Raw genomic sequence first — 20,378 nt, forward strand, 5'->3', positions numbered from 1 at the left:
GGCGGCGGGCCAGCTTAACGCGGTGGCGCGCTGGCCCCGGTTGCGCCGGGAGCGAACAGCGTCGCCGGCACCGAAGTGACCTCGGGCAGCGTGGCCATGTCCCAGCGCGGCGTGACGTGCACCGCGTCGGTCGCGCGCTGCCCGGCTTCCAGGCGCAGCGCGCCGGCGAAGGCGATCATCGCGCCGTTGTCGGTGCAAAGTTCGGGCCGCGGGAAGCAGGCGCGGCCGCCGCGCTTCGCGGCCATCGCTTGCAGGCGCGCGCGCAGGCGCCGGTTGGCGCCGACGCCACCGGCCACCACCAGGGTGTCGCAACCGGCCGCGTCCAGCGCGCGCTCGCACTTGATGGCCAGGGTGTCGACCACTGCATCCTCGAAGGCGCGGGCGATGTCGGCACGGGTGGCGTCGGACTGGTCGCTCGCGCGCCAGGCCAGCATCACCTGGGTCTTCAGGCCGCTGAAGCTGAAATCCAGGCCCGGGCGATTGGTCATCGGCCGCGGGAACGCATACCGGCCGGGCGTGCCGGTTTCGGCCAGCGCCGCCAGCTGCGGCCCACCCGGATACGGCAGGCCCATGAGCTTGGCGGTCTTGTCGAAGGCCTCGCCGGCGGCGTCGTCCAGCGTCTCGCCGAGCAGGCGGTAGCGGCCGATGGCCTCCACCGCCACCAGCTGGGTGTGGCCGCCGGAGACCAGCAGGGCCACGAAGGGCGGCTCGGGCGGATCGGCCTCCATCAGCGGGGCCAGCAGGTGGCCTTCCATGTGGTGCACCGCCACGGCCGGCAGCTCCAGCGCCCAGGCCAGCGAGCGCGCCACCCCGGCGCCGACCAGCAGGGCGCCGACCAGGCCCGGACCGGCGGTGTAGGCCACGCCCTCTAGGTCGCCCACGCCCAGCCCGGCTTCGGCCAGGGTCTGGCGGACCAGGGGCAGCAGCTTGCGGACGTGGTCGCGGCTGGCCAGCTCGGGCACCACGCCGCCGTACTCGGCGTGCAGGGCGATCTGGCTGTAGACCGCGTGGGCACGCAGCCCGTCGGCACCCGTCCGCGCGGTGTCGTACACGGCGACGCCGGTTTCATCGCAGCTGGTTTCGATTCCGAGGACGATCATGGGGTTCGGGCGGGTGGGTCTGTGGGGTGGGTCGGGGAGCGAATGGCGCGGGTGGGGTTCGACGGGGGGCGGTCGCCGCCATAGCGGCTCCTACAACATCCGCCGGCCCCGCAGGAGCAGCCCTGGCTGCGGCCCGGACCGGCACATTTGCGCCGCGTGGGAGACGGGGCTATCATACGCGGCTCGCCGGGGGGAAACCGGCGCACCCCGAACCCAGAGATTCCCAATGCCCAGCGTCAAAGTCCGCGAAAACGAGCCCTTCGAGTTTGCCCTCCGCCGCTTCAAGCGCACCTGCGAAAAGGCCGGCGTGCTGGCCGAGACCCGCAAGCGCGAGTACTACGAAAAGCCGACGCAGGAGCGCAAGCGCAAGGCCGCGGCCGCGGTGAAGCGCCAGGTCCGCCGCACCTCGCGCGACGTCACCAAGCGCCAGCGCATGTACTGATCCGGCCTGCCGGCGCGTCCTGCGCCGCGGTCGTGATCCATCCCTGAAGCCGGCACGCGCAAGCGTCGCCGGCTTCTTGTGTTGATGCAAACGGAGAACCAACGATGAGCCTCAAGCAGCGCCTCACCGAAGACATGAAGGCCGCCATGAAAAGCGGCGACAAGGCCAGCCTGGGCGTGATCCGCCTGGTCAACGCCGCGATCAAGCAGCGCGAGGTCGACGAACGCGTCGAGCTCGACGACGCCCAGGTGCTGGCCGCCATGGAAAAGATGGTCAAGCAGCGCAAGGACTCGGTCAGCCAGTTCGAGGCCGCGGAGCGCGAGGACCTCGCCGCCATCGAGCGCGCCGAGATCGAGGTCATCCAGCGCTACCTGCCCGAGAAGATGGGCGAAGCCGAAGTCCAGGCCGCCATCGACGCCGCCATCGCCGAGACCGGCGCCAGCGGCCCGGCCGACATGGGCAAGCTGATGGGCGTGCTGAAGCCGAAGCTTGCCGGCCAGGCCGACATGGGCCAGGTCTCGGCGCTGGTCAAGAAGTCCCTCGCCGGCTGATCCACCAGGGTCCTTGCGGACCTCTTGCCGGGCCCCTTGCGGGGCACCTGTGGGAGCGGCTACAGCCGCGAACGGGCTTGCGCGATACCGGATCGCGGCTATAGCCGCTCCCACCGAAACATTCGAACGCACCGCCACGGCACGTGCACAGCACCGGCCGCATCCTGCGCGCCATGGCTGAATTCATCACCGGGCGCCTGAAGGCGGGTTTCGAACGCCTGCAGCAGTCGCTGCCGTATGCGATCGCGCAGCGTTTCGTCGAAGTCGACATCCTGACCCACGCCGCCTCGCTGACCTTCTTCGCACTGCTGTCGCTGGCACCGCTGCTGGTGCTGCTGCTGTGGCTGACGGCCTCGCTGTACCCGGCCGCCCAGGACGCGCTGCTGGAGCAGGTGCAGGTGATCGCCGGGACGGGCGCGGGCGAAGTCGCCAATACGGTGCTGCAGAACGCACGCGCCGAGCCGGACGTCGGCTCCCTGGCCGGGTTGTGGAGCACCGGGCTGCTGTTCTTCGGCGCCACCGCCGTGTTCGCGCGCCTGCAGGGCACGTTGAACCTGGTGTTCCACACCTCCGGCGACAAGGTCCGCGGCGGATTGCGGGCCTGGCTGCGCAAGCGCGTGTTCTCCTTCGGCGTGGTGCTGGCGCTGGGCTTCCTGCTGCTGGTCTCGGCGGCCCTGACCACTGCGCTGGAGGTCATGTTCGGCGGTTCGCCGACCCTGCCGGTCCTGGGCAACCTGGCGGCGCTGGCGCTGTATGCACTGGCGTTCGCGCTCATGTACCACTACCTCCCCGACCGCCGCGTGCGCTGGCGGCAGGCGCTCTGGGGCGGCCTGCTGACGGCGCTGCTGTTTGTGCTCGGCCGCTGGGCCATCGGCCTGTACATCGCGCAGGCCGCACCCGGAAGCGCCTACGGCTCGATGGGCACGCTGGTAGTGCTTCTGGTGTGGCTGTACTACGCGGCGGTGGTGTTTTTCGTGGGCGCGATGATCACCGCGGTGATCGATGAGCGCTGGCGGCTGTCGGACGTCCGCAGGCGGCTGGACGAGCGCGCGACGCGGCGGCGCGGATCGCTCGCCCGGGAACCACTGCAAGCCCGGTCACGGCCGTAGCCGCTCCCGCAGGAGCCCGGGTACGCATGCGATCATGGCGGGAGCCATGGCACGCCTCTCAGACGCTTTCATCGACGACCTTCTCGCCCGGACGGACATCGTCGAGGTGATCGCCGCGCGCGTGCCGCTGAAGCGCCAGGGCCGCGAGTATTCGGCGCGCTGTCCGTTCCATGACGAGCGCTCGCCATCGTTTACGGTGTCGCCGAACAAGCAGTTCTACCACTGCTTCGGCTGCGGCGCGCACGGCACCGCGATCTCGTTCCTGATGAACTTCGACCGGCTCGAGTTCCTTGATGCGATCGACGAACTCGCCAAGCGCGCCGGCATAGAAGTGCCGCGCGAGACGCGGCAGCACAATGAAAACCCGGACACCCGCGACATGTACACGGTGCTCGATGAAGCGGCCCGCTTCTATCGCGGCGCCCTGATGTCCGGGAACGAAGCCCAGGATTACCTCGACGCACGCGGCGTGGACGCCTCGATCCGCGAGCAGTTCGGCATCGGCTACGCGCCCGGCGGGTTTTCCGCGCTCAAGGATGCGCTCGGCAGCGACGCGCGCCGCACGTCGCTGCTCGAGCGCACCGGGATGCTGTCGAAGAACGACCGCGGCCACGTCTACGACAAGTTCCGCGACCGGGTGATGTTCCCGATCCACGACCGCCGCGGGCGCGCGATCGCATTCGGTGGGCGCGTGCTGAAGGCCGAGGATTCGCCCAAGTACCTCAACTCGCCCGAGACGCCGCTGTTCCACAAGGGCCGCGAACTTTACGGCCTGTGGCAGGTGCGCCAGGCCAACCAGAAGATCGAGCGCCTGATCGTGGTTGAAGGCTATATGGACGTGGTGGCGCTGTTCCAGCACGGCATCACCCAGGCGGTGGCCACGCTCGGCACCGCGACCACGCCCGACCATGCCGAGCTGCTGTTCCGCAACGCGCCCGACGTCTACTTCTGCTTCGACGGCGACGCCGCCGGCCGCCGCGCGGCGACGCGCGCAATGGAGTCGGTGCTGCCGCGGATGAAGGACGGCCGCCAGGCCTTCTTCCTGTTCCTGCCCGACGGCGAGGATCCCGACACCATCGTCCGCAACGAGGGCGCGCCCGGCTTCGACGCGCGCCTGGCCGATGCCACGCCGCTGTCGCAGTTCCTGTTCGACAGCCTGGCCGGGGACGGCATCAACCTGGCGACGCTCGATGGCAAGGCGCGCCTGGCCGAGCGCGCCAAGCCGATGCTGGCGCAGCTGCCCGACGGCGCCTTCGCCGATCTGATGCAGCAGCGGCTGACCGAACTCACCGGCGTGGGCGCCCGCGCCGCGGCGCCGAACGTGCACGTCCCGGCCGCGCGCGCGCGCCGGGCACCCGCTGGCAATACGCCACGCCGCAGCATGGTGCGCGGCGCGATCACCCTGCTGCTGCAGCGCCCGCAGCTGGCGCTGGAGCTGCAGCCGCCCTACCGCTTCGTCGCCCTGCGCCAGCCAGGCATCGAACTCCTGACCGAACTGGTGGCCATCGTCAGCGCGCGCCCGGACATCGGCACCGGCGCCCTGCTCGGCCACTTCGAGGGCCGTGAGGAAGCCGGCGCCCTGCAGAAGCTGGCCAGCCTCGACCTTCCCGGCGACGAGGCTGGCTGGCGCCTTGAGTTCATCGACGCCATCGCCCAGCTCGACCGCCAGACCCTGAGCCAGCGCGTTGACGAACTGCTCGCCAAGCAGCGCGAGGAGGGCCTGGACGCGGCCGACAAGGCCGAACTGCGCGAGCTGCTGCAGGCACGGAGCGTCTGATTCCCGGATCTGATGTGTCATGCGGAAGACAGGGGTTTCCCCCAATGGTGGCCATGGGTACGGCCCCGTATCGTTCATCGCGACGTTTCCGCCGACCGGTGTCTGACGCATGTCGTTCGCAACCCACAGCCTGCTCGCTTCCCTGCCCCCACCGCAGCCCTGGGGCGACGGGCCCGGCAATCTGCTGCGCCCCGATGCCGGCAAGCCGGCGCTGGATCCGGCGCTGCTGGACGCACGGCCCGAAGAGGTCGCCTTCGAGCTCGACCCGCGCAGCGTGGTCACCGGCAACGAACGGTCCGACCAGTGGAATACCCACTACGAGGCCAGCGGCCAAATGACCGTGCACGGCCCCGACGGCGCGGCCACCGATGTGCCGGTGCGCTTCGAAGTCACCCTGCGCAACGAGGAGGCCACGCCGGCGGCGATGGCATCGGTCAATCCCTTCGATCCCGCGACCATTCCGCTGCGCACCCGCATCGAGGTGCACGGCGCCGACTACGCGGGCACCGCGCTGGAACCGGCCTTTCGCGAACTCGCCGCGGCCAACGACCTGGCCTCCATCGACGACCTGCGCCTGTCGCTTGAAATGACCGAAAAGAAGGGCCTGCGGGTGATGACCGGCTCCGAACGCCTGTTCGACGCCCCGCGCGACGGCGGCCCGGGCTCGCCCGCACTGGAGCGCGAGGACTTCACCCGCCACACCAGCATGCTGTCCGACCCGGCCGGCGCCGACCTTGGGCAGTACACGCGCATGCTGCTGACCGGCCAGGTGCCCGACGGAACCGTGGCCGTGAGCGAGGACGTGGAGCCCGGCGCAGTGCGCGGCACCGTGGCCGAAGCCGGCTCCGGCGAAGTCAACGAGATCACCTGGACGCTCGACGCCGAAGGCCGCCCCACCGGCGCCGAGGCGGTGCTGACCTGGGAGCCGTCGAGCCGCGGCCGCGACTCCGACCGCATCGAGGGCAATGCGCAAAGCGGGTTTCGCGCCGACAACGATATGAAGGGCAGCGGCGACGACGTCGGCCATCTCGTGGCCTACCGCTTCGCGCAGGGACATGGCGAGGTCAACATGTTCCCGCAGTTCAGCAACTTCAACCAGGGCGCCTACGCCAGGATGGAGCAGGAGTGGAGCGACTGGCTGGGCGCGGGCATGGACGTGCGGATCGACATCGACCTGGTGCGCAATGACGCGGCCCGCCCCGACGAAGTGCACGTCGACTACGAAGTGATCGACCCGGTCACCGGCAGCGTCGTCTACGACCCCTCGCTGCTCGCCTTCGGCAACAGCGATGGCCAGTCCTTCGACGCCATCGCCTCCAGGCGCATGCCCGACATGATCGACAGGGCCGCCGCCTGACGGCAGACTGCCCCGCATGCACGCAGGCCCCGCGCTGGACCGGAATGAACTGATCGCCCGCATCGGCAAGCTGCTGGTGGCGGATCCTGCCGTGTCCGATGGCGGATGGCAGGGCTATGCGCTGATCGTCCGCTACGGCGACGGCACCCTCGCCCGCCGAATGACCGGCTTCCGCTATGCCGCCGACGGCGGTCACGCCGCCGCCACGCCAGACGACGACACGCTGGGCCCGGCCTTCGACGACCTGCGCGAAGCCACCCGCCTGCCCGGAAGGGAACCCTGGGGGGCGTGCATCGTCCGCCTCTGGCGCGACAGCGGGCGCATGGCCGTCGAGTTCGACTACGACACGCCGGAACAGTGGGACATCTCGCCGACCACGCTGACCGAAGTCGCGGCGCGCGCGCGGCCCTCCGCCTAGCAGGATTCAGAGAGCCTTTTTCACCCCACCCGATGCAGCTCCAGCAGCGGCCCCGGCTGCAGGTAAGGCAGCAGCCAGTGGTCGATGAGCAGGAAGGCGAACAGCGCCATCAGGTAGACCACTGAATAGTTGAACACCCGCATGGCGAAGAACTCGTCCGGCGGATCCATCAGCCGCCACGCGTACCACAGGAAGACCAGGCCCAGGACCAGCGCCCCGCCAAGGTAGAACAGGCCGCTCATGCCGGCCACCCAGGGCAGCACCGTCACCGCCACCAGCAACACCGTGTACAGCAGGATCTGCCAGCGCGTGTACTGCACGCCGTGCGTGACCGGCAGCATCGGCACCAGCGCGCGCGCGTAGTCATCGCGGCGGAAGATCGCCAGCGCCCAGAAGTGCGGCGGCGTCCACACGAAGATGATCAGCACCAGCAGCAGCGCGTGCGCCCAGTCCCACTCGTTCTGCATGCCCGTCACCGCCGACCAGCCCAGCAGCGGCGGCGCCGCGCCGGCGATGCCGCCGATGACGATGTTCTGCGGCGTGGCGCGCTTCAGGAAGCCGGTGTAGACGATCGCATAGCCGATCAGCGAGGCGAACGTCAGGACCGCGGTGATCACGTTCACCAGGGCCACCAGGAGGGTCATCGACAGCGCTCCCAGGAACACCGCGAACGCCAGCACCTGCACCGGCGCCAGGCTGCCCGTGGCCAGCGGGCGGTTGGAGGTGCGCACCATGACCTTGTCGATGCGCTGGTCGATGAGGTGATTGATGGCCGCGGCCGATGCGGCGGCCAGCCAGATGCCGATGAAACCGGCCACCGATTCGCGCAGCGGCGGCAGCCCGGGCACCGCCATGAACATGCCCACGAACGCGGTGAACACGATCAACGCCACCACGCGGGGCTTGGTCAATTGCCAGTACTGGCCGAACTTCGCGGCCATGTCAGTCCACCCCGCGCAAGCGCGCCAGCAGCGAGACCAGCACGAACACCAGCAGGGCAGCGCCGCCGTTGTGCATCACCGCCACCGGCAGCGGCAGCGACAGCTTGACGTTGAGGACGCCGAGCGTGACCTGGGCCACGGTCAAGAGCGCGAGCACCGTGCCCCAGCCGCGCAGCCCCGGCGTGCGCAGCATGCGCACCGCGGCCCACAGCAGCACCGCCGCGGCCACCACCGCGCCCAGACGGTGCGCGACATGGATGGCGATCCGCGCGGCGCCATCCAGCACGCCGCCCTCGTAGTCCACGCCGATGCCGCGCCAGAGCACGAAGCCTTCGCTGAAATCGGTGGGCGGGAGCCACATGCCGCCGCACTGCGGGAAGTTCGCGACCGACCAGCCGCCGGCGCCGCAGGACAGCGCGGCGTAGTTGGCGCTGACCCAGCCGCCGAGCGCGACCTGCACGCCCAGCACCGCCAGCGCGCCCCACAGCAGGCAGCGCAGCCGGCCGGCATAGGCCAGCACGATCGGCCGGTCGACGGCACGCCAGGCCATCCACGCAAGCAATGAGAAGGTCAGCAGCCCGCCCAGCAGGTGGCCCATCACCACCAGCGGTTTCAGCAGCCAAGTCACCGTCCACATGCCTAGCAGGGCCTGGAAGATGATCACCGCCAGCGTCAGCGCGGCTTCGCGCGCGAGGTCGCCGCCGCGCCAGCGCAGCGCGGCCGCGAGCAGGATGGCTTCACCCGCCACCGCCAGCACCGCGGCTGCCACGTGCGCGCCCGACATGTACACCGGGATCGCCACCGCCACCACGCCCGCGGCGGCCAGCACCTGGGTGATGCCGCGCGGGCGCCGGCGCGCGGCCAGCAGCGCCATCGCCAGGACCAGCAGCCCCAGGATCGCGGCAGCGTGGCGGTGCACCTGCTCGCGCCAGGCCTTGTGGTCCTCGAACTCGCGGATGCTGCTGGCGGCGTGGTCGGCGACGTGCTCCGCCGCCTGCGGCCAGGTGGCGCGGCCGTAGCAGGTCGGCCAGTCGGGACAGCTCAGGCCGGCGTGCGACAGGCGCACGAAGGCCCCGAACACGATCACTCCCAGCGCCAGCGCCACCGCCAGCCAGGCGATCCGGTGGAAGTGGCGGTGGATGTGGCGGGATCCGTAATGCGTGGCGTGGCCGTTGGTCATCACTTCAGCTTGAGCAGTCGCGCCAGGTCGGTGCGCAGGTGGCCGGGATCGAAGCCCGGCGCGTAGCGCAGGATGACGAAGCCGTGGGGGTCGACAACATACACCGGCACGCCCTGCGCGCCGCCTGCATCAAGTCCGGGAAGCTCGGCGTTGAACGCGGGTGCCGGCTCGATCACGTGCCAGACGCGGTTCTGGAGCGCGCCCTCGGGCGGCGCGCCGACCCAGAGGATGTGCACATGGTCGGCGTTGTGGCCGAACAGGCGCCAGACCTTGTCCAGGTCCCGGGACAGGGCCACGCAGGCTGTCGTGCAGTCCGCGGGCGGCGCAACCACGATCCGCCAGGTGCGTTCGACGGGATTCCAGAGGTATTCGCCGCCGTCGACCAGCCGCGGCACCACCTCGCGCAGGTCGCCGGGCGGCTGCAGCAGCTCGCCGTGGTTCTTCATGCCCGCCGGGCGCCAGCCGGAGAAGCGCAGCGCGCCGGCCACCAGCGCACTGCCGAAAAACACCGCCACGATCAGCAGCAGCAGCGTGCGGTTGCGGTTGCGCTGGCGCGGGTTCACCGGCGGTCGGGTCGTGGGGTCGGTCATGTGCGGGGCCTGCGGAAAGTGAGGACCAGGGCGGTGGCGAACACCGCGATGGCAAGCGCGAACCACTGCACGGCATAGCCGAGGTGGCGTTCGGGCGGCAAGGTGTTGGGCAGCACGTCGAGGTCGCGGGCGTAGCCGAGTTCGATCGCGGGATCGAGCTTCAGCACCCGCGGCGCAAGCGCGGCCTGGTGCAGGGGCGCCGCAAGCGCGGCCGGGTCCAGCCCGATCGCGAGCAGGGTGCCATCGGCCTGCGCGGCGAAGCCGGCGGGCCCGATGCCGTGCGAGGGCGGTGGCGCCAGCAGTCCGGCCAGCGCCTGGCCACCGACCGGGCGCGGCACCTGCGGCAGCGTGCGGTCACCGGGCAGCGGCAGCCAGCCCAGCTCCACCAGCAGCGGATCGCTGCCCGCGTCCGGCACGAACACGCGGTAGGCGCGCACGCCGGCGCGGCCGCCGCGCTGCTGGTTGTCGAGCAGTACCGCGGGCACCTCGGCGAAGTGGCCCGGTCCGGCGACCCAGTCGTATCCACGCGCGCGCGCGGGGTCGGCCGCCGCCGACAGCGCCAGCGGCGCGCGCGCGGCCACGGTCGCCGCCACTTCGTCCAGCATCGCCTGCTTCTGGTGCTGGCGGCCGAGCTGCCACTGCCCCAGCGCACAGAAGCCGGCGATGGCCAGCAGCGCCAGTGCCCAGCCGACGGACAGGCTCGCGCTGCGGCTCATCGCGTCGCCCACCCGAGGTGAGATACTGCGGGGATCGCACCGGCCCGCTGGAGGCCACGCATGAGTGATTCGCTGAAAACCCTGCTCATCATCGGATTCCTGATCCTGATCGTATGGAACCTTGGCGCCGGCCTGTACTACATGCTGGTCGACAAGGGCACCACCAAGCGCACCGTGAATGCGCTCACCAAGCGCATCGCGCTGTCCGTGGCGCTGATCCTGATCGTGCTCCTGTCGATCTGGATGGGCTGGATCACGCCGCACGGCATCCAGGGCTGAGCGCATCCGGCCGGAGGCGCCGTCCCGCGGCGTCGATCCGGTCCGGCAACGCAGACACGAAGGCCGGCAATCGCCGGCCTTCGTCATTCCATGACGGCCGCCCTGGCGGGCGCGCCTATCAGACCACGTAGACGAACAGGAACAGCGCCAGCCAGACCACGTCCACGAAGTGCCAGTACCAGGCCACGGCCTCGAAGGCGAAGTGGTTGTCCTTCGTGAAATGGCCCTTGAGGCAGCGGAACCAGATAATCGCGAGCATGATCGTGCCGAGCGTCACGTGCGCGCCGTGGAAGCCGGTGAGCATGAAGAAGGTCGAGCCGTAGATGCCCGAACCCATGGTCAGGTTGAGGTCGCGGTAAGCGTGGATGTATTCCTCGACCTGGAAGAACAGGAAGGTGCAGCCCAGCAGCACCGTCAGTCCCAGCCAAACCAGCAGCTGGCGGCGGTTGTCGGCCTTCAGCGCGTGGTGGGCGATGGTCAGGGTCACGCCCGAGGTCAGCAGGATCAGGGTGTTCAGCAGCGGCAGGCCCCAGGCCGGAATGGTCTGGAAGGTGCCGCCGATCGCGCCCGGGCCGGCCGACGGCCAGGCCGCGCTGTAACCCTCCCACAGCAGGGCATTGGTCATCACGCCGTCACCGGCGCCGCCAAGCCACGGCAGCGACAGCGCGCGCGCATAGAACAGCGCGCCGAAGAACGCGGCGAAGAACATCACCTCGGAGAAGATGAACCACACCATCCCCATGCGGAACGAGCCGTCGACCTGGCGGTTGTGGTAGCCGGAGACCGACTCCAGGATCACGTCGGCAAACCACTTGAACAGGATCAGGATCAGGCCCGCGGCGCCGACGAAGAACATCGTCTTGCCCCAGGAGACCTCGTTGAACCAGCTCGCGAGCCCGAAGAAGAGGACGAACAGCGCCACCGACGCGAACAGCGGCCACTTGCTGTCGTGCGGGACGAAATAGACGTTCGGGTCTTGGTGGTCGGCTTGGGCCTGTGCCATGTCGGTATCCGTTGTTGCTGGGTCAGGGTGCCGCGTGCGGCACGGTGGTCGCTGCCGCGGCGGCGGCGGTGGCCTGTTCGCGCTCGGTCAGGACGTCGTTCTTGTAGAAAGTGTAGGACAGGGTGATGGTCTTGACGTCGGCGGGCAGCGAGGGATCGATGATGAAGCGCACCGGCATGTCGCGCGTCTCGCCCGCGGCGAGGGTCTGCGCGGTGAAGCAGAAGCACTCGGTCTTGGCGAAATAGCCCGACGCGCGCGCCGGCGCCACCGACGGCGTGGCCGTGCCCACGATCGCGCGCCCGGCGTCGTTGTGCGCGTAATAGGTGGTTTCGTACTGCTGCCCGACCTGCACCTGCATGCGCGCCTGGTTGGGGCGGAACGACCACGGCAGCGAGGAGTTCACGCCGCCGTCGAATTCCACCGTGACCATGCGCGCTTCGGCTGCGGCACCGGCGGCGGCCGCCGTGCCGGCATCAACCGCGGTGTTGTCGAGGCGGATGCCGAAGACCTTTTCGCAGGCGATCCGGTACAGCGGCACCAGCGAGAAGGTGAACGCGAACGCCACGCCCGCAGCCAGCACCATCTTGCCGATGCCGGCGGTGTTGGAGCGCTTGTCGGTCATGACGCCAGGACTCCCGAAAGGATGAACGCGATGTAGATCGCCAGCGCGACGGCACCAAGCACGAGCGCCAGGCGCAGCGCGCGCCGCCGCTGGGCGGCAACGCGATCGGGATCGTGCTGGTCAGGCGCGGCTGGCATCGTTGACAGGTTCGACTTCATGGCCTTCCGGATCCAGGTCGCCGTGGGCAAGGTCACCCGGGCGGATCACCGGCGGCGTGGTGAAGGTGTGGTGCGGCGCCGGCGACGGCACGGTCCACTCCAGGCCACGCGCGCCTTCCCACGGACGCGCAGGGGCCACGGCACCCTTCTTCAGCGAATGGAACAGGATGCCGAACATCATGAACGGCGTGACGAACATGCCGAACGCACCGATCGAGCTGATCAGGTTCCAGTCGGCGAAGACCACGTTGTAGTCGGGGATGCGGCGCGGCATGCCGGCCAGGCCCAGGAAGTGCTGGGGGAAGAACAGCAGGTTGACGAAGACCATCGTCCACCAGAACTGGAACTTGCCCCAGGTTTCGTTGTACATGCGGCCGGTCCACTTCGGCCACCAGTAGTACACCGCGCCGATCAGCGCCAGCACCGAGCCGGTGACCAGCACGTAGTGGAAGTGCGCGACCACGAAGTAGGTGTCGTGGTACTGGAAGTCGGCCGGGACGATCGCGAGCATCAGGCCCGAGAAGCCGCCGATCGAGAACAGGATCACGAAGGCGATCGAGAACAGCATCGGCGTCTCGAAGGTCAGCGAGCCCTTCCACATGGTGCTGACCCAGTTGAAGATCTTCACGCCCGTGGGCACCGAGATCAGCATGGTCGCGTACATGAAGTAGATCTCGCCGCCCAACGGCATGCCCGCCGTGAACATGTGGTGCGCCCACACGATGAACGACAGGAAGGCGATCGCCGCGGTGGCGTAGACCATCGCCTGGTAGCCGAACAGCGGCTTGCGGCTGAAGGTCGGGATGATCTCCGAGACCACGCCGAAGGCCGGCAGGATCATGATGTAGACCTCGGGGTGCCCGAAGAACCAGAAGATGTGCTGGTACATCACCGGGTCGCCGCCGCCGGCGGCGTTGAAGAAGCTGGTGCCGAAGAACTTGTCGGTCAGCAGCATCGTCACCGCGCCCGCCAGCACCGGCATCACCGCGATCAGCAGGAACGCGGTGATCAGCCAGGTCCACGGGAAGATCGGCATCTTCAGCAGGTCGACGCCGGGCGCGCGCATGTTGAGCACGGTGGCGATGACGTTGATCGCGCCCATGATCGAGCTGATGCCCATCATGTGGATGGCGAAGATCGCGAAGGCCATGCTGGAGCCGCCCTGCAGCGACAGCGGCGGATACATGGTCCAGCCGCCGGCCGGCGCGCCACCCGGCAGGAACAGGGTCAGCAGCAGCATCGTGAAGGCGAACGGCAGGATCCAGAAGGACCAGTTGTTCATGCGCGGCAGCGCCATGTCGGGCGCGCCGATCTGCAGCGGGATCAACCAGTTGGCCAGGCCGACGAAGGCCGGCATCACGCCGCCGAAGATCATCACCAGCGCGTGCATCGACGTCATCTGGTTGAAGAAGTGCGGGTCGACGTGCTGCAGCCCCGGCACCGCCAGCTCCAGGCGGATGATCACGCTCATCGCCGCCCCGATGATGAACATCATGAAGCTGAAGAGCAGGTACAGCGTGCCGATGTCCTTGTGGTTCGTGGAGAAGAACCAGCGCTGGACGAAACCCTGCTTGTGGGCGTGATCGTCGTGATCGTGTTCGTGCGGAGCAGCAGCGGCGGCGGTATGCGTGGACATGGGTGTCGGCCTTTCGTATTCGGTCAGCCGGCGCTGGAAGCGTCGGCGGGGGCGGCGGCGGGCGCCTGCGGGGCGGTGGGCTCCTCGCCCTGCATCACGTCGTCGACCATGTCTGGGTCGACCGAACTCGGGGCATTGCCGTCACCGCCCTGCGGCACCGCCGAGGGCTCGCTTGGCACGCCGGCGCCGGACTGCTTCATCGACGCGAGCCAGCTTGCGTACTCGTCCTTCGGGACCGCGCGCACCACGATCGGCATGAAGCCGTGGTCCTTGCCGCACAGCTCGGCGCACTGGCCGCGGTACACGCCGGGCTCGCGGATCTCGGTCCAATGCTCGTTGACGATGCCCGGGACCGCGTCCTGCTTCCAGCCCAGCGCCGGCACCCACCAGGAGTGGATGACGTCGTCGGCGGTGATCACGAAGCGGATCTTGGTGTCCACCGGCAGCACCAGCTCGTTGTCGACGTCGAGCAGGTAGTAGGGATTGGCGACCAGGTCGGGGCGCTCGCCGCTCTGGCGGATGCGGTCGCTCTCGCGGCCGAGGCGACTGGTGATGGAGACGTCCTCGCCGAGGTAGTCGTACTTCCACATCCACTGGTAGCCGGTGACCTTGACGGTCATCGCCGACTCGCGGGTGTCGTACATCGCGATCAGCTTGGCGGTGGCCGGCCAGGCCATGATCACCAGCAGGATCACCGGGATCACGGTCCAGACCACTTCGGCCTTGAGGTTGTGGCTCCACTTGGCGGCCACCGCACCCTTGGACTTGCGGAAGGCGAACATCGCGTAGGCCATCGCACCGAACACGACCACGCCAATCGCCACGCAGATCCACAGCACCAGCATGTGTGCGTCATAGGCGTTCTGCGACGAGGAGGTGACCCCGCGCCCCATGTTCAGCTGCCAGCGGGTCGGATCGGCCGACTGTGCCAATGCCGCTGCCGGTGCCGCGGCGACGGCCGCCAGAATCCACCGCAAGAATCGCGCCTGCCTCATGCGTGCAACCCCAAATGTCGTCGGTGGCAGCCGGCTGGCCGCCTGTTGGAACGGTTGTTCGGAAGGCCCCCGGCCGGCATGACGCTCCGGCAAGTGGACCGGCCACACCCCGGTGGGTGGCGCCTGATCGTCGTGATGTTAGCCGCCGCGCCGCCTGACCGGCAAGCGCGGTGGCTCCGCAGCTGCCCTGCGGGTGCGCTTCTGGCCCGCCCCGACAGCTAGAATTGGAGGCTCCCTCCCCGTGCATGATCCCAGTGAACGATTTCCTCCCGGTCGCCACGCTCCCGCCGTCCGATCCGCTGCGCGCGAACATCACCCGCCACTGGCTGGCGGACGAGGCGACGCGGGTGCGCGCGCTGCTTGAGGATGCCCGCCAGCCGCCCGCAGACGCGGCCGCGATCGCCGCCACCGCCGCGGACCTGGTCCGCCGGGTGCGCCTGCGCGCGCCCGACCAGGGCGTGGTCGAGTCCTTCATGCGCCAGTACGACCTCGGCAGCGAGGAGGGCGTGCTGCTGATGTGCGTGGCCGAGGCCCTGCTGCGCATCCCGGATGGCGAGACCACCGACCGCCTGATCCGCGACAAGCTCGGCGAGGCCGACTGGAAGCGGCACATGGGCCAGTCGGAGTCGGTGCTGGTCAATGCGTCCACTTGGGGCCTGATGCTCACCGGCCACCTGGTCGACCTGGCCGACGGCACCAAGCGCGACGTGCACGGCGCCTTCAAGCGCCTGGTCGGCCGCGCCGGCGAGCCGGTGATCCGGCTGGCCGTGCGCCAGGCGATGAAGATCATGGGCCACCAGTTCGTGATGGGGCGGACCATCGGCGAGGCGCTGGCGCGTGCCCGGAAGGGCCGCAACGCGCACTATCGCTATTCATTCGACATGCTCGGCGAGGCCGCGCTGACGCAGCACGACGCCGACCGCTACCTCGAGGCCTACCGGGCCGCGATCGATGCCATCGGCCGCGACGCCGGCCACCCCGCCGACGCCACCGTCGCGCCCTCGATCTCGGTCAAGCTGTCGGCCCTGCATCCCCGCTATGAACACGCCAAGCACGCGCGCGTGCTTGCCGAGCTCGCGCCGCGCCTGCTGGACCTCGCGCAGCGTGCGAAGCAGCACGGCATCGGCCTGACCGTCGATGCCGAGGAAGCCGACCGCCTGGAGCTGTCGCTGGACGTGATCGAGGCCGCCTGGCTCGATCCGTCGCTCGAGGGCTGGACCGGCTTCGGCATCGTTGTGCAGGCTTACCAGAAGCGCGCGCCTTTCGTGATCGACTGGATCGCGGGCCTCGCCCGTCGCGGCGGGCGCCGGATCCCCGTGCGCCTGGTCAAGGGCGCCTACTGGGACGCCGAGGTCAAGCGCGCCCAGGTCGAAGGCTTCCCCGGCTATCCCGTATTCACGCGCAAGCCCAATACCGACGTCAGCTACCTGGCCAATGCCCGCCGGCTGCTCGACGCCGGCGACGCCGTGTACCCGATGTTCGCCACCCACAACGCGCAGACCATCGCCGCGGTGCACCGGCTGGCCGCCGGGCGGCCGTTCGAATTCCAGAAGCTGCACGGCATGGGCGACGACCTTTACGACGAGGTGATCCCGGCCGACCGCCTGGGCGTGCCCTGCCGCGTGTACGCGCCGGTGGGCAGCCACGAAGAGCTGCTGCCCTACCTGGTGCGGCGCCTGCTCGAGAACGGCGCCAACTCCAGCTTCGTCAACCGCATCACCGACACCGGGGTGCCGATCGACGACCTGGTCCGCGATCCGGTCGACATCGTGGCCGCGTTCGACAGCATCCCGCACCCGCGCATTCCGCTTCCGGCCGACATGCTTCGCAGCCAGGGCACCGACAGGACCAATTCCATGGGCATCAACCTCGCCAACGACGACGACCTGCGCAGCCTGGCCGCGGCGATGGCCGCCGAACCCGGCAACTGGCAGGCCACGCCGCTGGTCCCGGGCGCCACCGGCGCCGGCGACTGGATCGACGTCACCAGCCCCGCCGACCGCCGCCGCGCCGTCGGCCGCTGGCAGACCACCGACGCCGCCACCGTGGAGCGCGCGATGGCCAACGCGGTCGCCGCGCAGCCGGGCTGGGACGCGACGCCGGTGGCCAGCCGCGCCGCGCTGCTCGAACACGCAGCCGACCTGCTGGAGCAGCGGATGCCGCGCTTCATGGCGCTGTGCACGCTGGAGGCCGGCAAGACCATTCCCGACGGCGTTGCCGAAGTGCGCGAGGCGGTCGACTTCCTGCGCTATTACGCCGCCCAGGCGCGCAGCCTGTCCACACCGGAAACCCTGCCCGGCCCGACCGGCGAGACCAACACCCTGCAGCTGGCCGGGCGCGGCGTATTCGCCTGCATCTCGCCGTGGAACTTCCCGCTGGCGATCTTCATCGGCCAGGTCGCCGCCGCCCTGGTCACCGGCAACAGCGTGCTGGCCAAGCCCGCGGAGCAGACCAGCCTGGTCGGCTTCGAGGCGGTGAAGCTGCTGCACGAGGCCGGCGTGCCGGAGGCCGTGCTGCAGTTCGTGCCCGGCGATGGCGCAAGCGTGGGCGCTGCACTGACCGGCGACCCGCGCATCGCCGGCGTGGTGTTCACCGGCTCCAACGGCACCGCGCTTGCGATCAACCGCGCGCTGGCCGCGCGCGACGGCGCAATCGGGACCCTGATCGCCGAAACCGGCGGCCAGAACGCCCTGATCGCCGATTCCTCGGCCCTGCCCGAGCAGCTGATCAAGGACGTGATGGCCTCGGCCTTCACCTCCGCCGGCCAGCGCTGCTCGGCCGCGCGCGTGCTGTTCGTGCAGGACGACATCGCCGACAAGGTCATCACCATGCTCGCCGGCGCCATGGCCGAGCTCAAGGTCGGCGACCCCGGCGAGCTGTCGACCGACGTCGGCCCGGTGATCGACGCCGACGCGCTGGGCATGCTCGACCGCCACGCCGCGCGCATGCAGGACGAGGCGCGCCTGATCGCGATCGCCGCGATGGGCGACGACACCGCGCACGGCACTTTCTTCGCCCCGCGTGCCTGGGAGCTGAAGTCACTCTCCCAGCTGGAACGCGAAAACTTCGGCCCGGCGCTGCACGTGATCCGCTGGAAGGCCGACCAGCTCGACCAGGTGATCGATGCCATCAATACCACCGGCTATGGCCTGACGCTGGGCATCCACTCGCGCATCGACGACACCGTCGAGCTGATCGCCGCGCGCGCACGCGTCGGCAACGTCTACGTCAACCGCAACCAGGTCGGCGCGGTGGTCGGCGTGCAGCCCTTCGGCGGACAGCGGCTGTCCGGCACCGGCCCCAAGGCCGGCGGCCCGCACTACCTGCCGCGCTTCACTACCGAGAAAGTCGTCACCATCAACACCACGGCGGCCGGCGGCAACGCATCGCTGCTGACGCTGGGCGACTGAAACCGGCGGGCATGCGCGGAGCCGCGGTCCGTCATCGACCCCGCTGCCGTGCGGGGACCCTCTCTCGTTTTTGTCCGGCCCGTGCTGCTTTCATCGTTCTGGATGGACTGGCCTAGCGCCAGCACCCGCCCACAACCGGAGCCCGATTAATCATGCGAACCGCACTAGCTACCGTTTTTCTCACCGGCGCCATCGCGGCGGCCCTTCCTGTTGGCGCCGCCACTCAGAACCATTGGATGCAAGCCAACGGCAGCGGTGTCTGCCAGGCCGCCCTTCCCAACTTCGAAGGTCAGATCCGCAAGCGCCCCCTGGCCATCCAGAACGAAGGCACCGCAACCGCGTTCGTGACCTGTTCGCCAACCAGCCTGCAGTTCGCGGAGGCTTCGAGTGGAGGGCATGGCGTCTTTTTCAAGAACGATTCCGATGCGGGCGTCACCATAGGTTGCACCGGCGTGATGGGTGCCTCCGACTGGAGCACCGAATATTCACCGCGGTCGGTCACCATCGCGGCCAATGACACCGGCGCCATTTACTGGGAACCCACCGATTTCCCGACAAATGGCTCATCGAGCCAAACCACGTTCAACGTCAGCTGCACGCTCGCGCCGGGCGTTGGACTGCGCACGGTGTACATCAACCAGCTGATCGAGATCGGCAACTGACTAGCGGGTTTCTTTACGCAAAAAGCCCCGCTTTCGCGGGGCTTTTCTTTTGCCTGCGTCGGCGGAAACCCGCCTGCCGTCAGAAGCGGTACTGCGCCGACACGCCGAACAGGTTGGCGTCGCCCTCGTAGGGACCGCTGATGGTGCTGCCACCGGACGCGAAGTCGACCTTGGGATCCTTCGGCTTCAGGTGGGTGAAGGCGAAGCTCACGTCCATCGCATCGCTGACGTTCCAGGTGGCACCGATCGAGTACCAGCGGCGATCGTCGTCGGGCAGGCGCGGGGTGCGGTGCTCGATGCTGGTCGGGGTTTCGTCATACGCGACGCCACCGCGCAGGGTCCAGGCGTCGTTGAGCTTGTATTCCGCGCCCAACGACATGAACGCGGTGTCCTCCCAGCCGAAGGGCTCGACCGAGTCCGGGTCGGCGTTGTCGAACTCGACGCGCACTTCGCGCAGCGACGACCAGCCGGTTTCGGTCCAGTTGGCCATCATCGCGAAGCGGTCGGTGAAGTCATAGCGGGCGACGACCGCGAAGGTCGACGGCGTGGTCAGCTGGGCACCGGCGCTGCCGTTGTTGAACAGCTGAGCGGTCATCGGGTTGCTGTTGAACACCGCGCGCACGTCGCCGGGCACGGTCCATTCGGCGGTGCCGCGCAGCTCGTAATCGATCTCGGACTGGTAGCTGACGCCGATGGCCAGGCGATCGGTCGGGCGCAGGTTGAAGCCGACCAGCCAGCCGAAGCCGGTGTCGTCGCCTTCGATCTCGGCGTGGCCGTCGCGGGCCTGCGGCAGTGCGAACGGCAGCGGGCGGGTGGCCGGGTTGGAGAACAGCAGGGTGCCGAAGTCGACGGCCTTGGACAGGGTCACGTCGGCCTTGGAGTACACCGCGCCCACGCCGACCGACAGGTGGTCGTTGAGGTCCAGCGCCGCCGACAGGGTCAGGTTCACGATCTGCATGTCGGAGGTGTCGGCGAAGTAGCGGCCCTGCCAGTCGGGGTCGTACTCGGTCTTCAGGCCGAACGGCGCGCTGACCATGGCGCCCAGCGCCAGGCCGTTGTCGAGCTTGTGGATCACCGAGAACGCGGGAATCGGGATGACATCGCCGGCTTCGCCGCCGTCGCCGCCGTTGAGCGGGCGGCCGAGCGCGTCGGTGCCGCTGCCTTCGAAGCGGTAGCTCAGGTCGATGACCGAAAGATCGGCCTGGACCGTGGTGCCCTCGAAGCGGGTCATCGTGGCCGGGTTGTTGACCACGACCGAGGCGTCGCCTTCATTGACGCCGGAGCCGGCGAACGCGGCGCCGAGGCCCTTGACGCTGTTTTCCTTGAGCTGGAAGCCGGACGCGTGGACGGGGGCCAGGGCCAGTGCGCCGAGGATGCCGAGCGCGAGGGCCGAAGCCTGCAGAGTGGGGGAGATACGCATTGAAAAACTCCT

General features: G+C 69.3%; 20 protein-coding genes. 9 read left to right on the forward strand and 11 right to left on the reverse strand.

Translation table 11 applies throughout. From position 1 onward, the window contains the following. Window positions 1–14: 14 nt before the first annotated feature. Entirely contained in the window at window positions 15–1,100 is a 1,086-nt protein-coding gene (gene tsaD, locus WCE37_RS12715) for a tRNA (adenosine(37)-N6)-threonylcarbamoyltransferase complex transferase subunit TsaD (protein WP_343279691.1), read from the reverse strand. Window positions 1,101–1,326: 226 nt separating this feature from the next. Here tsaD and rpsU point away from each other — a divergent pair, with 226 nt between their 5' ends. The 6 genes from rpsU to WCE37_RS12745 all read left to right on the forward strand — a co-directional run bounded on the left by rpsU (window position 1,327) and on the right by WCE37_RS12745 (window position 6,754). Next, window positions 1,327–1,542 (forward strand): 30S ribosomal protein S21, encoded by a 216-nt coding sequence (gene rpsU, locus WCE37_RS12720; protein WP_343254595.1) that lies wholly within the window; start codon window positions 1,327–1,329, stop codon window positions 1,540–1,542. A gap of 104 nt (window positions 1,543–1,646) precedes the next feature. After that, window positions 1,647–2,093 carry a GatB/YqeY domain-containing protein gene (locus WCE37_RS12725; RefSeq protein WP_343279692.1) on the forward strand — a complete coding sequence of 149 codons (447 nt, stop codon included), beginning with the start codon at window positions 1,647–1,649 and terminating at the stop codon, window positions 2,091–2,093. Window positions 2,094–2,266: 173 nt separating this feature from the next. Further along, window positions 2,267–3,202 carry a YihY/virulence factor BrkB family protein gene (locus WCE37_RS12730; protein ID WP_343277028.1) on the forward strand — a complete coding sequence of 312 codons (936 nt, stop codon included), beginning with the start codon at window positions 2,267–2,269 and terminating at the stop codon, window positions 3,200–3,202. A 46-nt stretch (window positions 3,203–3,248) separates the two neighbouring features. After that, window positions 3,249–4,979, forward strand: coding sequence for a DNA primase (gene dnaG / locus WCE37_RS12735; RefSeq protein ID WP_343279693.1), 1,731 nt, complete (start codon window positions 3,249–3,251; stop codon window positions 4,977–4,979). Window positions 4,980–5,088: 109 nt separating this feature from the next. After that, entirely contained in the window at window positions 5,089–6,336 is a 1,248-nt protein-coding gene (locus WCE37_RS12740; RefSeq protein WP_343279694.1) for a DNA/RNA non-specific endonuclease, read from the forward strand. 16 nt (window positions 6,337–6,352) lie between these two features. Beyond that, window positions 6,353–6,754 carry a hypothetical protein gene (locus WCE37_RS12745; protein ID WP_343279695.1) on the forward strand — a complete coding sequence of 134 codons (402 nt, stop codon included), beginning with the start codon at window positions 6,353–6,355 and terminating at the stop codon, window positions 6,752–6,754. Window positions 6,755–6,774: 20 nt separating this feature from the next. On the opposite strand, the gene cyoE is transcribed toward WCE37_RS12745, so the two are convergent. From cyoE to WCE37_RS12765, 4 genes are read right to left on the reverse strand one after another with little or no spacing between them, the layout of a single operon-like run. Next, window positions 6,775–7,695, reverse strand: coding sequence for a heme o synthase (gene cyoE, locus WCE37_RS12750; protein WP_343279696.1), 921 nt, complete (start codon window positions 7,693–7,695; stop codon window positions 6,775–6,777). A 1-nt stretch (window position 7,696) separates the two neighbouring features. Further along, complete coding sequence (locus tag WCE37_RS12755; protein WP_343279697.1) at window positions 7,697–8,875, reverse strand: COX15/CtaA family protein; 1,179 nt, start codon at window positions 8,873–8,875, stop codon at window positions 7,697–7,699. Further along, entirely contained in the window at window positions 8,875–9,465 is a 591-nt protein-coding gene (locus WCE37_RS12760; protein ID WP_343279698.1) for a hypothetical protein, read from the reverse strand. The genes WCE37_RS12755 and WCE37_RS12760 overlap by 1 nt, the downstream gene beginning before the upstream one ends. Beyond that, the gene (locus tag WCE37_RS12765; protein WP_343279699.1) at window positions 9,462–10,181 is read right to left on the reverse strand and encodes an SURF1 family protein; all 720 of its coding nucleotides are present in this window, start codon (window positions 10,179–10,181) and stop codon (window positions 9,462–9,464) included. The genes WCE37_RS12760 and WCE37_RS12765 overlap by 4 nt, the downstream gene beginning before the upstream one ends. A 60-nt stretch (window positions 10,182–10,241) precedes the next feature. On the opposite strand from WCE37_RS12765, the gene WCE37_RS12770 reads away from it, so the two are divergent. Beyond that, on the forward strand, window positions 10,242–10,460 hold the full coding sequence (locus tag WCE37_RS12770) for a twin transmembrane helix small protein (RefSeq protein ID WP_343254606.1): 219 nt from the start codon (window positions 10,242–10,244) through the stop codon (window positions 10,458–10,460). Window positions 10,461–10,578: 118 nt separating this feature from the next. On the opposite strand, the gene WCE37_RS12775 is transcribed toward WCE37_RS12770, so the two are convergent. Genes WCE37_RS12775 through coxB form a run of 5 tightly spaced genes read right to left on the reverse strand, consistent with a single transcriptional unit; the run spans window position 10,579 to window position 14,874 of the window. Beyond that, window positions 10,579–11,463, reverse strand: a complete 885-nt coding sequence (locus WCE37_RS12775) for a cytochrome c oxidase subunit 3 (protein WP_343279700.1) — start codon at window positions 11,461–11,463, stop codon at window positions 10,579–10,581. Between the two features lie 22 nt (window positions 11,464–11,485). Beyond that, window positions 11,486–12,046, reverse strand: coding sequence for a cytochrome c oxidase assembly protein (locus WCE37_RS12780; RefSeq protein ID WP_343254680.1), 561 nt, complete (start codon window positions 12,044–12,046; stop codon window positions 11,486–11,488). A 35-nt stretch (window positions 12,047–12,081) separates the two neighbouring features. Beyond that, entirely contained in the window at window positions 12,082–12,222 is a 141-nt protein-coding gene (locus WCE37_RS12785; protein WP_343277038.1) for a hypothetical protein, read from the reverse strand. Then, window positions 12,206–13,879 carry a cytochrome c oxidase subunit I gene (ctaD, locus tag WCE37_RS12790; RefSeq protein ID WP_343279701.1) on the reverse strand — a complete coding sequence of 558 codons (1,674 nt, stop codon included), beginning with the start codon at window positions 13,877–13,879 and terminating at the stop codon, window positions 12,206–12,208. The genes WCE37_RS12785 and ctaD overlap by 17 nt, the downstream gene beginning before the upstream one ends. A 23-nt stretch (window positions 13,880–13,902) precedes the next feature. Further along, window positions 13,903–14,874: a cytochrome c oxidase subunit II gene (coxB, locus tag WCE37_RS12795; RefSeq protein ID WP_343279702.1), complete on the reverse strand. Its 972-nt coding sequence runs from the start codon at window positions 14,872–14,874 to the stop codon at window positions 13,903–13,905. Window positions 14,875–15,128: 254 nt separating this feature from the next. On the opposite strand from coxB, the gene putA reads away from it, so the two are divergent. Together putA and WCE37_RS12805 are read left to right on the forward strand one after the other, a co-directional pair. Next, entirely contained in the window at window positions 15,129–18,284 is a 3,156-nt protein-coding gene (putA, locus tag WCE37_RS12800) for a bifunctional proline dehydrogenase/L-glutamate gamma-semialdehyde dehydrogenase PutA (protein ID WP_343279703.1), read from the forward strand. A gap of 152 nt (window positions 18,285–18,436) precedes the next feature. Then, window positions 18,437–18,946, forward strand: a complete 510-nt coding sequence (locus tag WCE37_RS12805) for a hypothetical protein (RefSeq protein ID WP_343279704.1) — start codon at window positions 18,437–18,439, stop codon at window positions 18,944–18,946. 79 nt (window positions 18,947–19,025) lie between these two features. Here WCE37_RS12805 and WCE37_RS12810 read toward each other — a convergent pair whose 3' ends face one another. Continuing rightward, window positions 19,026–20,366 carry a porin gene (locus tag WCE37_RS12810; protein ID WP_343254612.1) on the reverse strand — a complete coding sequence of 447 codons (1,341 nt, stop codon included), beginning with the start codon at window positions 20,364–20,366 and terminating at the stop codon, window positions 19,026–19,028. Between the last annotated feature and the right edge of the window lie 12 nt (window positions 20,367–20,378).

Source organism: Luteimonas sp. MJ250 (genome assembly GCF_039548455.1).
Taxonomy (GTDB): domain Bacteria; phylum Pseudomonadota; class Gammaproteobacteria; order Xanthomonadales; family Xanthomonadaceae; genus Luteimonas.

Bases quoted from the DNA above. Each gene is read 5' to 3' on its own strand.
- tsaD (WP_343279691.1), bottom strand. From the start codon at position 1,100: ATGATCGTCCTCGGAATCGAAACCAGCTGCGATGAAACCGGCGTCGCC.
- rpsU (WP_343254595.1), top strand. From the start codon at position 1,327: ATGCCCAGCGTCAAAGTCCGCGAAAACGAGCCCTTCGAGTTTGCCCTC.
- WCE37_RS12725 (WP_343279692.1), top strand. From the start codon at position 1,647: ATGAGCCTCAAGCAGCGCCTCACCGAAGACATGAAGGCCGCCATGAAA.
- WCE37_RS12730 (WP_343277028.1), top strand. From the start codon at position 2,267: ATGGCTGAATTCATCACCGGGCGCCTGAAGGCGGGTTTCGAACGCCTG.
- dnaG (WP_343279693.1), top strand. From the start codon at position 3,249: ATGGCACGCCTCTCAGACGCTTTCATCGACGACCTTCTCGCCCGGACG.
- WCE37_RS12740 (WP_343279694.1), top strand. From the start codon at position 5,089: ATGTCGTTCGCAACCCACAGCCTGCTCGCTTCCCTGCCCCCACCGCAG.
- WCE37_RS12745 (WP_343279695.1), top strand. From the start codon at position 6,353: ATGCACGCAGGCCCCGCGCTGGACCGGAATGAACTGATCGCCCGCATC.
- cyoE (WP_343279696.1), bottom strand. From the start codon at position 7,695: ATGGCCGCGAAGTTCGGCCAGTACTGGCAATTGACCAAGCCCCGCGTG.
- WCE37_RS12755 (WP_343279697.1), bottom strand. From the start codon at position 8,875: ATGACCAACGGCCACGCCACGCATTACGGATCCCGCCACATCCACCGC.
- WCE37_RS12760 (WP_343279698.1), bottom strand. From the start codon at position 9,465: ATGACCGACCCCACGACCCGACCGCCGGTGAACCCGCGCCAGCGCAAC.
- WCE37_RS12765 (WP_343279699.1), bottom strand. From the start codon at position 10,181: ATGAGCCGCAGCGCGAGCCTGTCCGTCGGCTGGGCACTGGCGCTGCTG.
- WCE37_RS12770 (WP_343254606.1), top strand. From the start codon at position 10,242: ATGAGTGATTCGCTGAAAACCCTGCTCATCATCGGATTCCTGATCCTG.
- WCE37_RS12775 (WP_343279700.1), bottom strand. From the start codon at position 11,463: ATGGCACAGGCCCAAGCCGACCACCAAGACCCGAACGTCTATTTCGTC.
- WCE37_RS12780 (WP_343254680.1), bottom strand. From the start codon at position 12,046: ATGGTGCTGGCTGCGGGCGTGGCGTTCGCGTTCACCTTCTCGCTGGTG.
- WCE37_RS12785 (WP_343277038.1), bottom strand. From the start codon at position 12,222: ATGCCAGCCGCGCCTGACCAGCACGATCCCGATCGCGTTGCCGCCCAG.
- ctaD (WP_343279701.1), bottom strand. From the start codon at position 13,879: ATGTCCACGCATACCGCCGCCGCTGCTGCTCCGCACGAACACGATCAC.
- coxB (WP_343279702.1), bottom strand. From the start codon at position 14,874: ATGAGGCAGGCGCGATTCTTGCGGTGGATTCTGGCGGCCGTCGCCGCG.
- WCE37_RS12805 (WP_343279704.1), top strand. From the start codon at position 18,437: ATGCGAACCGCACTAGCTACCGTTTTTCTCACCGGCGCCATCGCGGCG.
- WCE37_RS12810 (WP_343254612.1), bottom strand. From the start codon at position 20,366: ATGCGTATCTCCCCCACTCTGCAGGCTTCGGCCCTCGCGCTCGGCATC.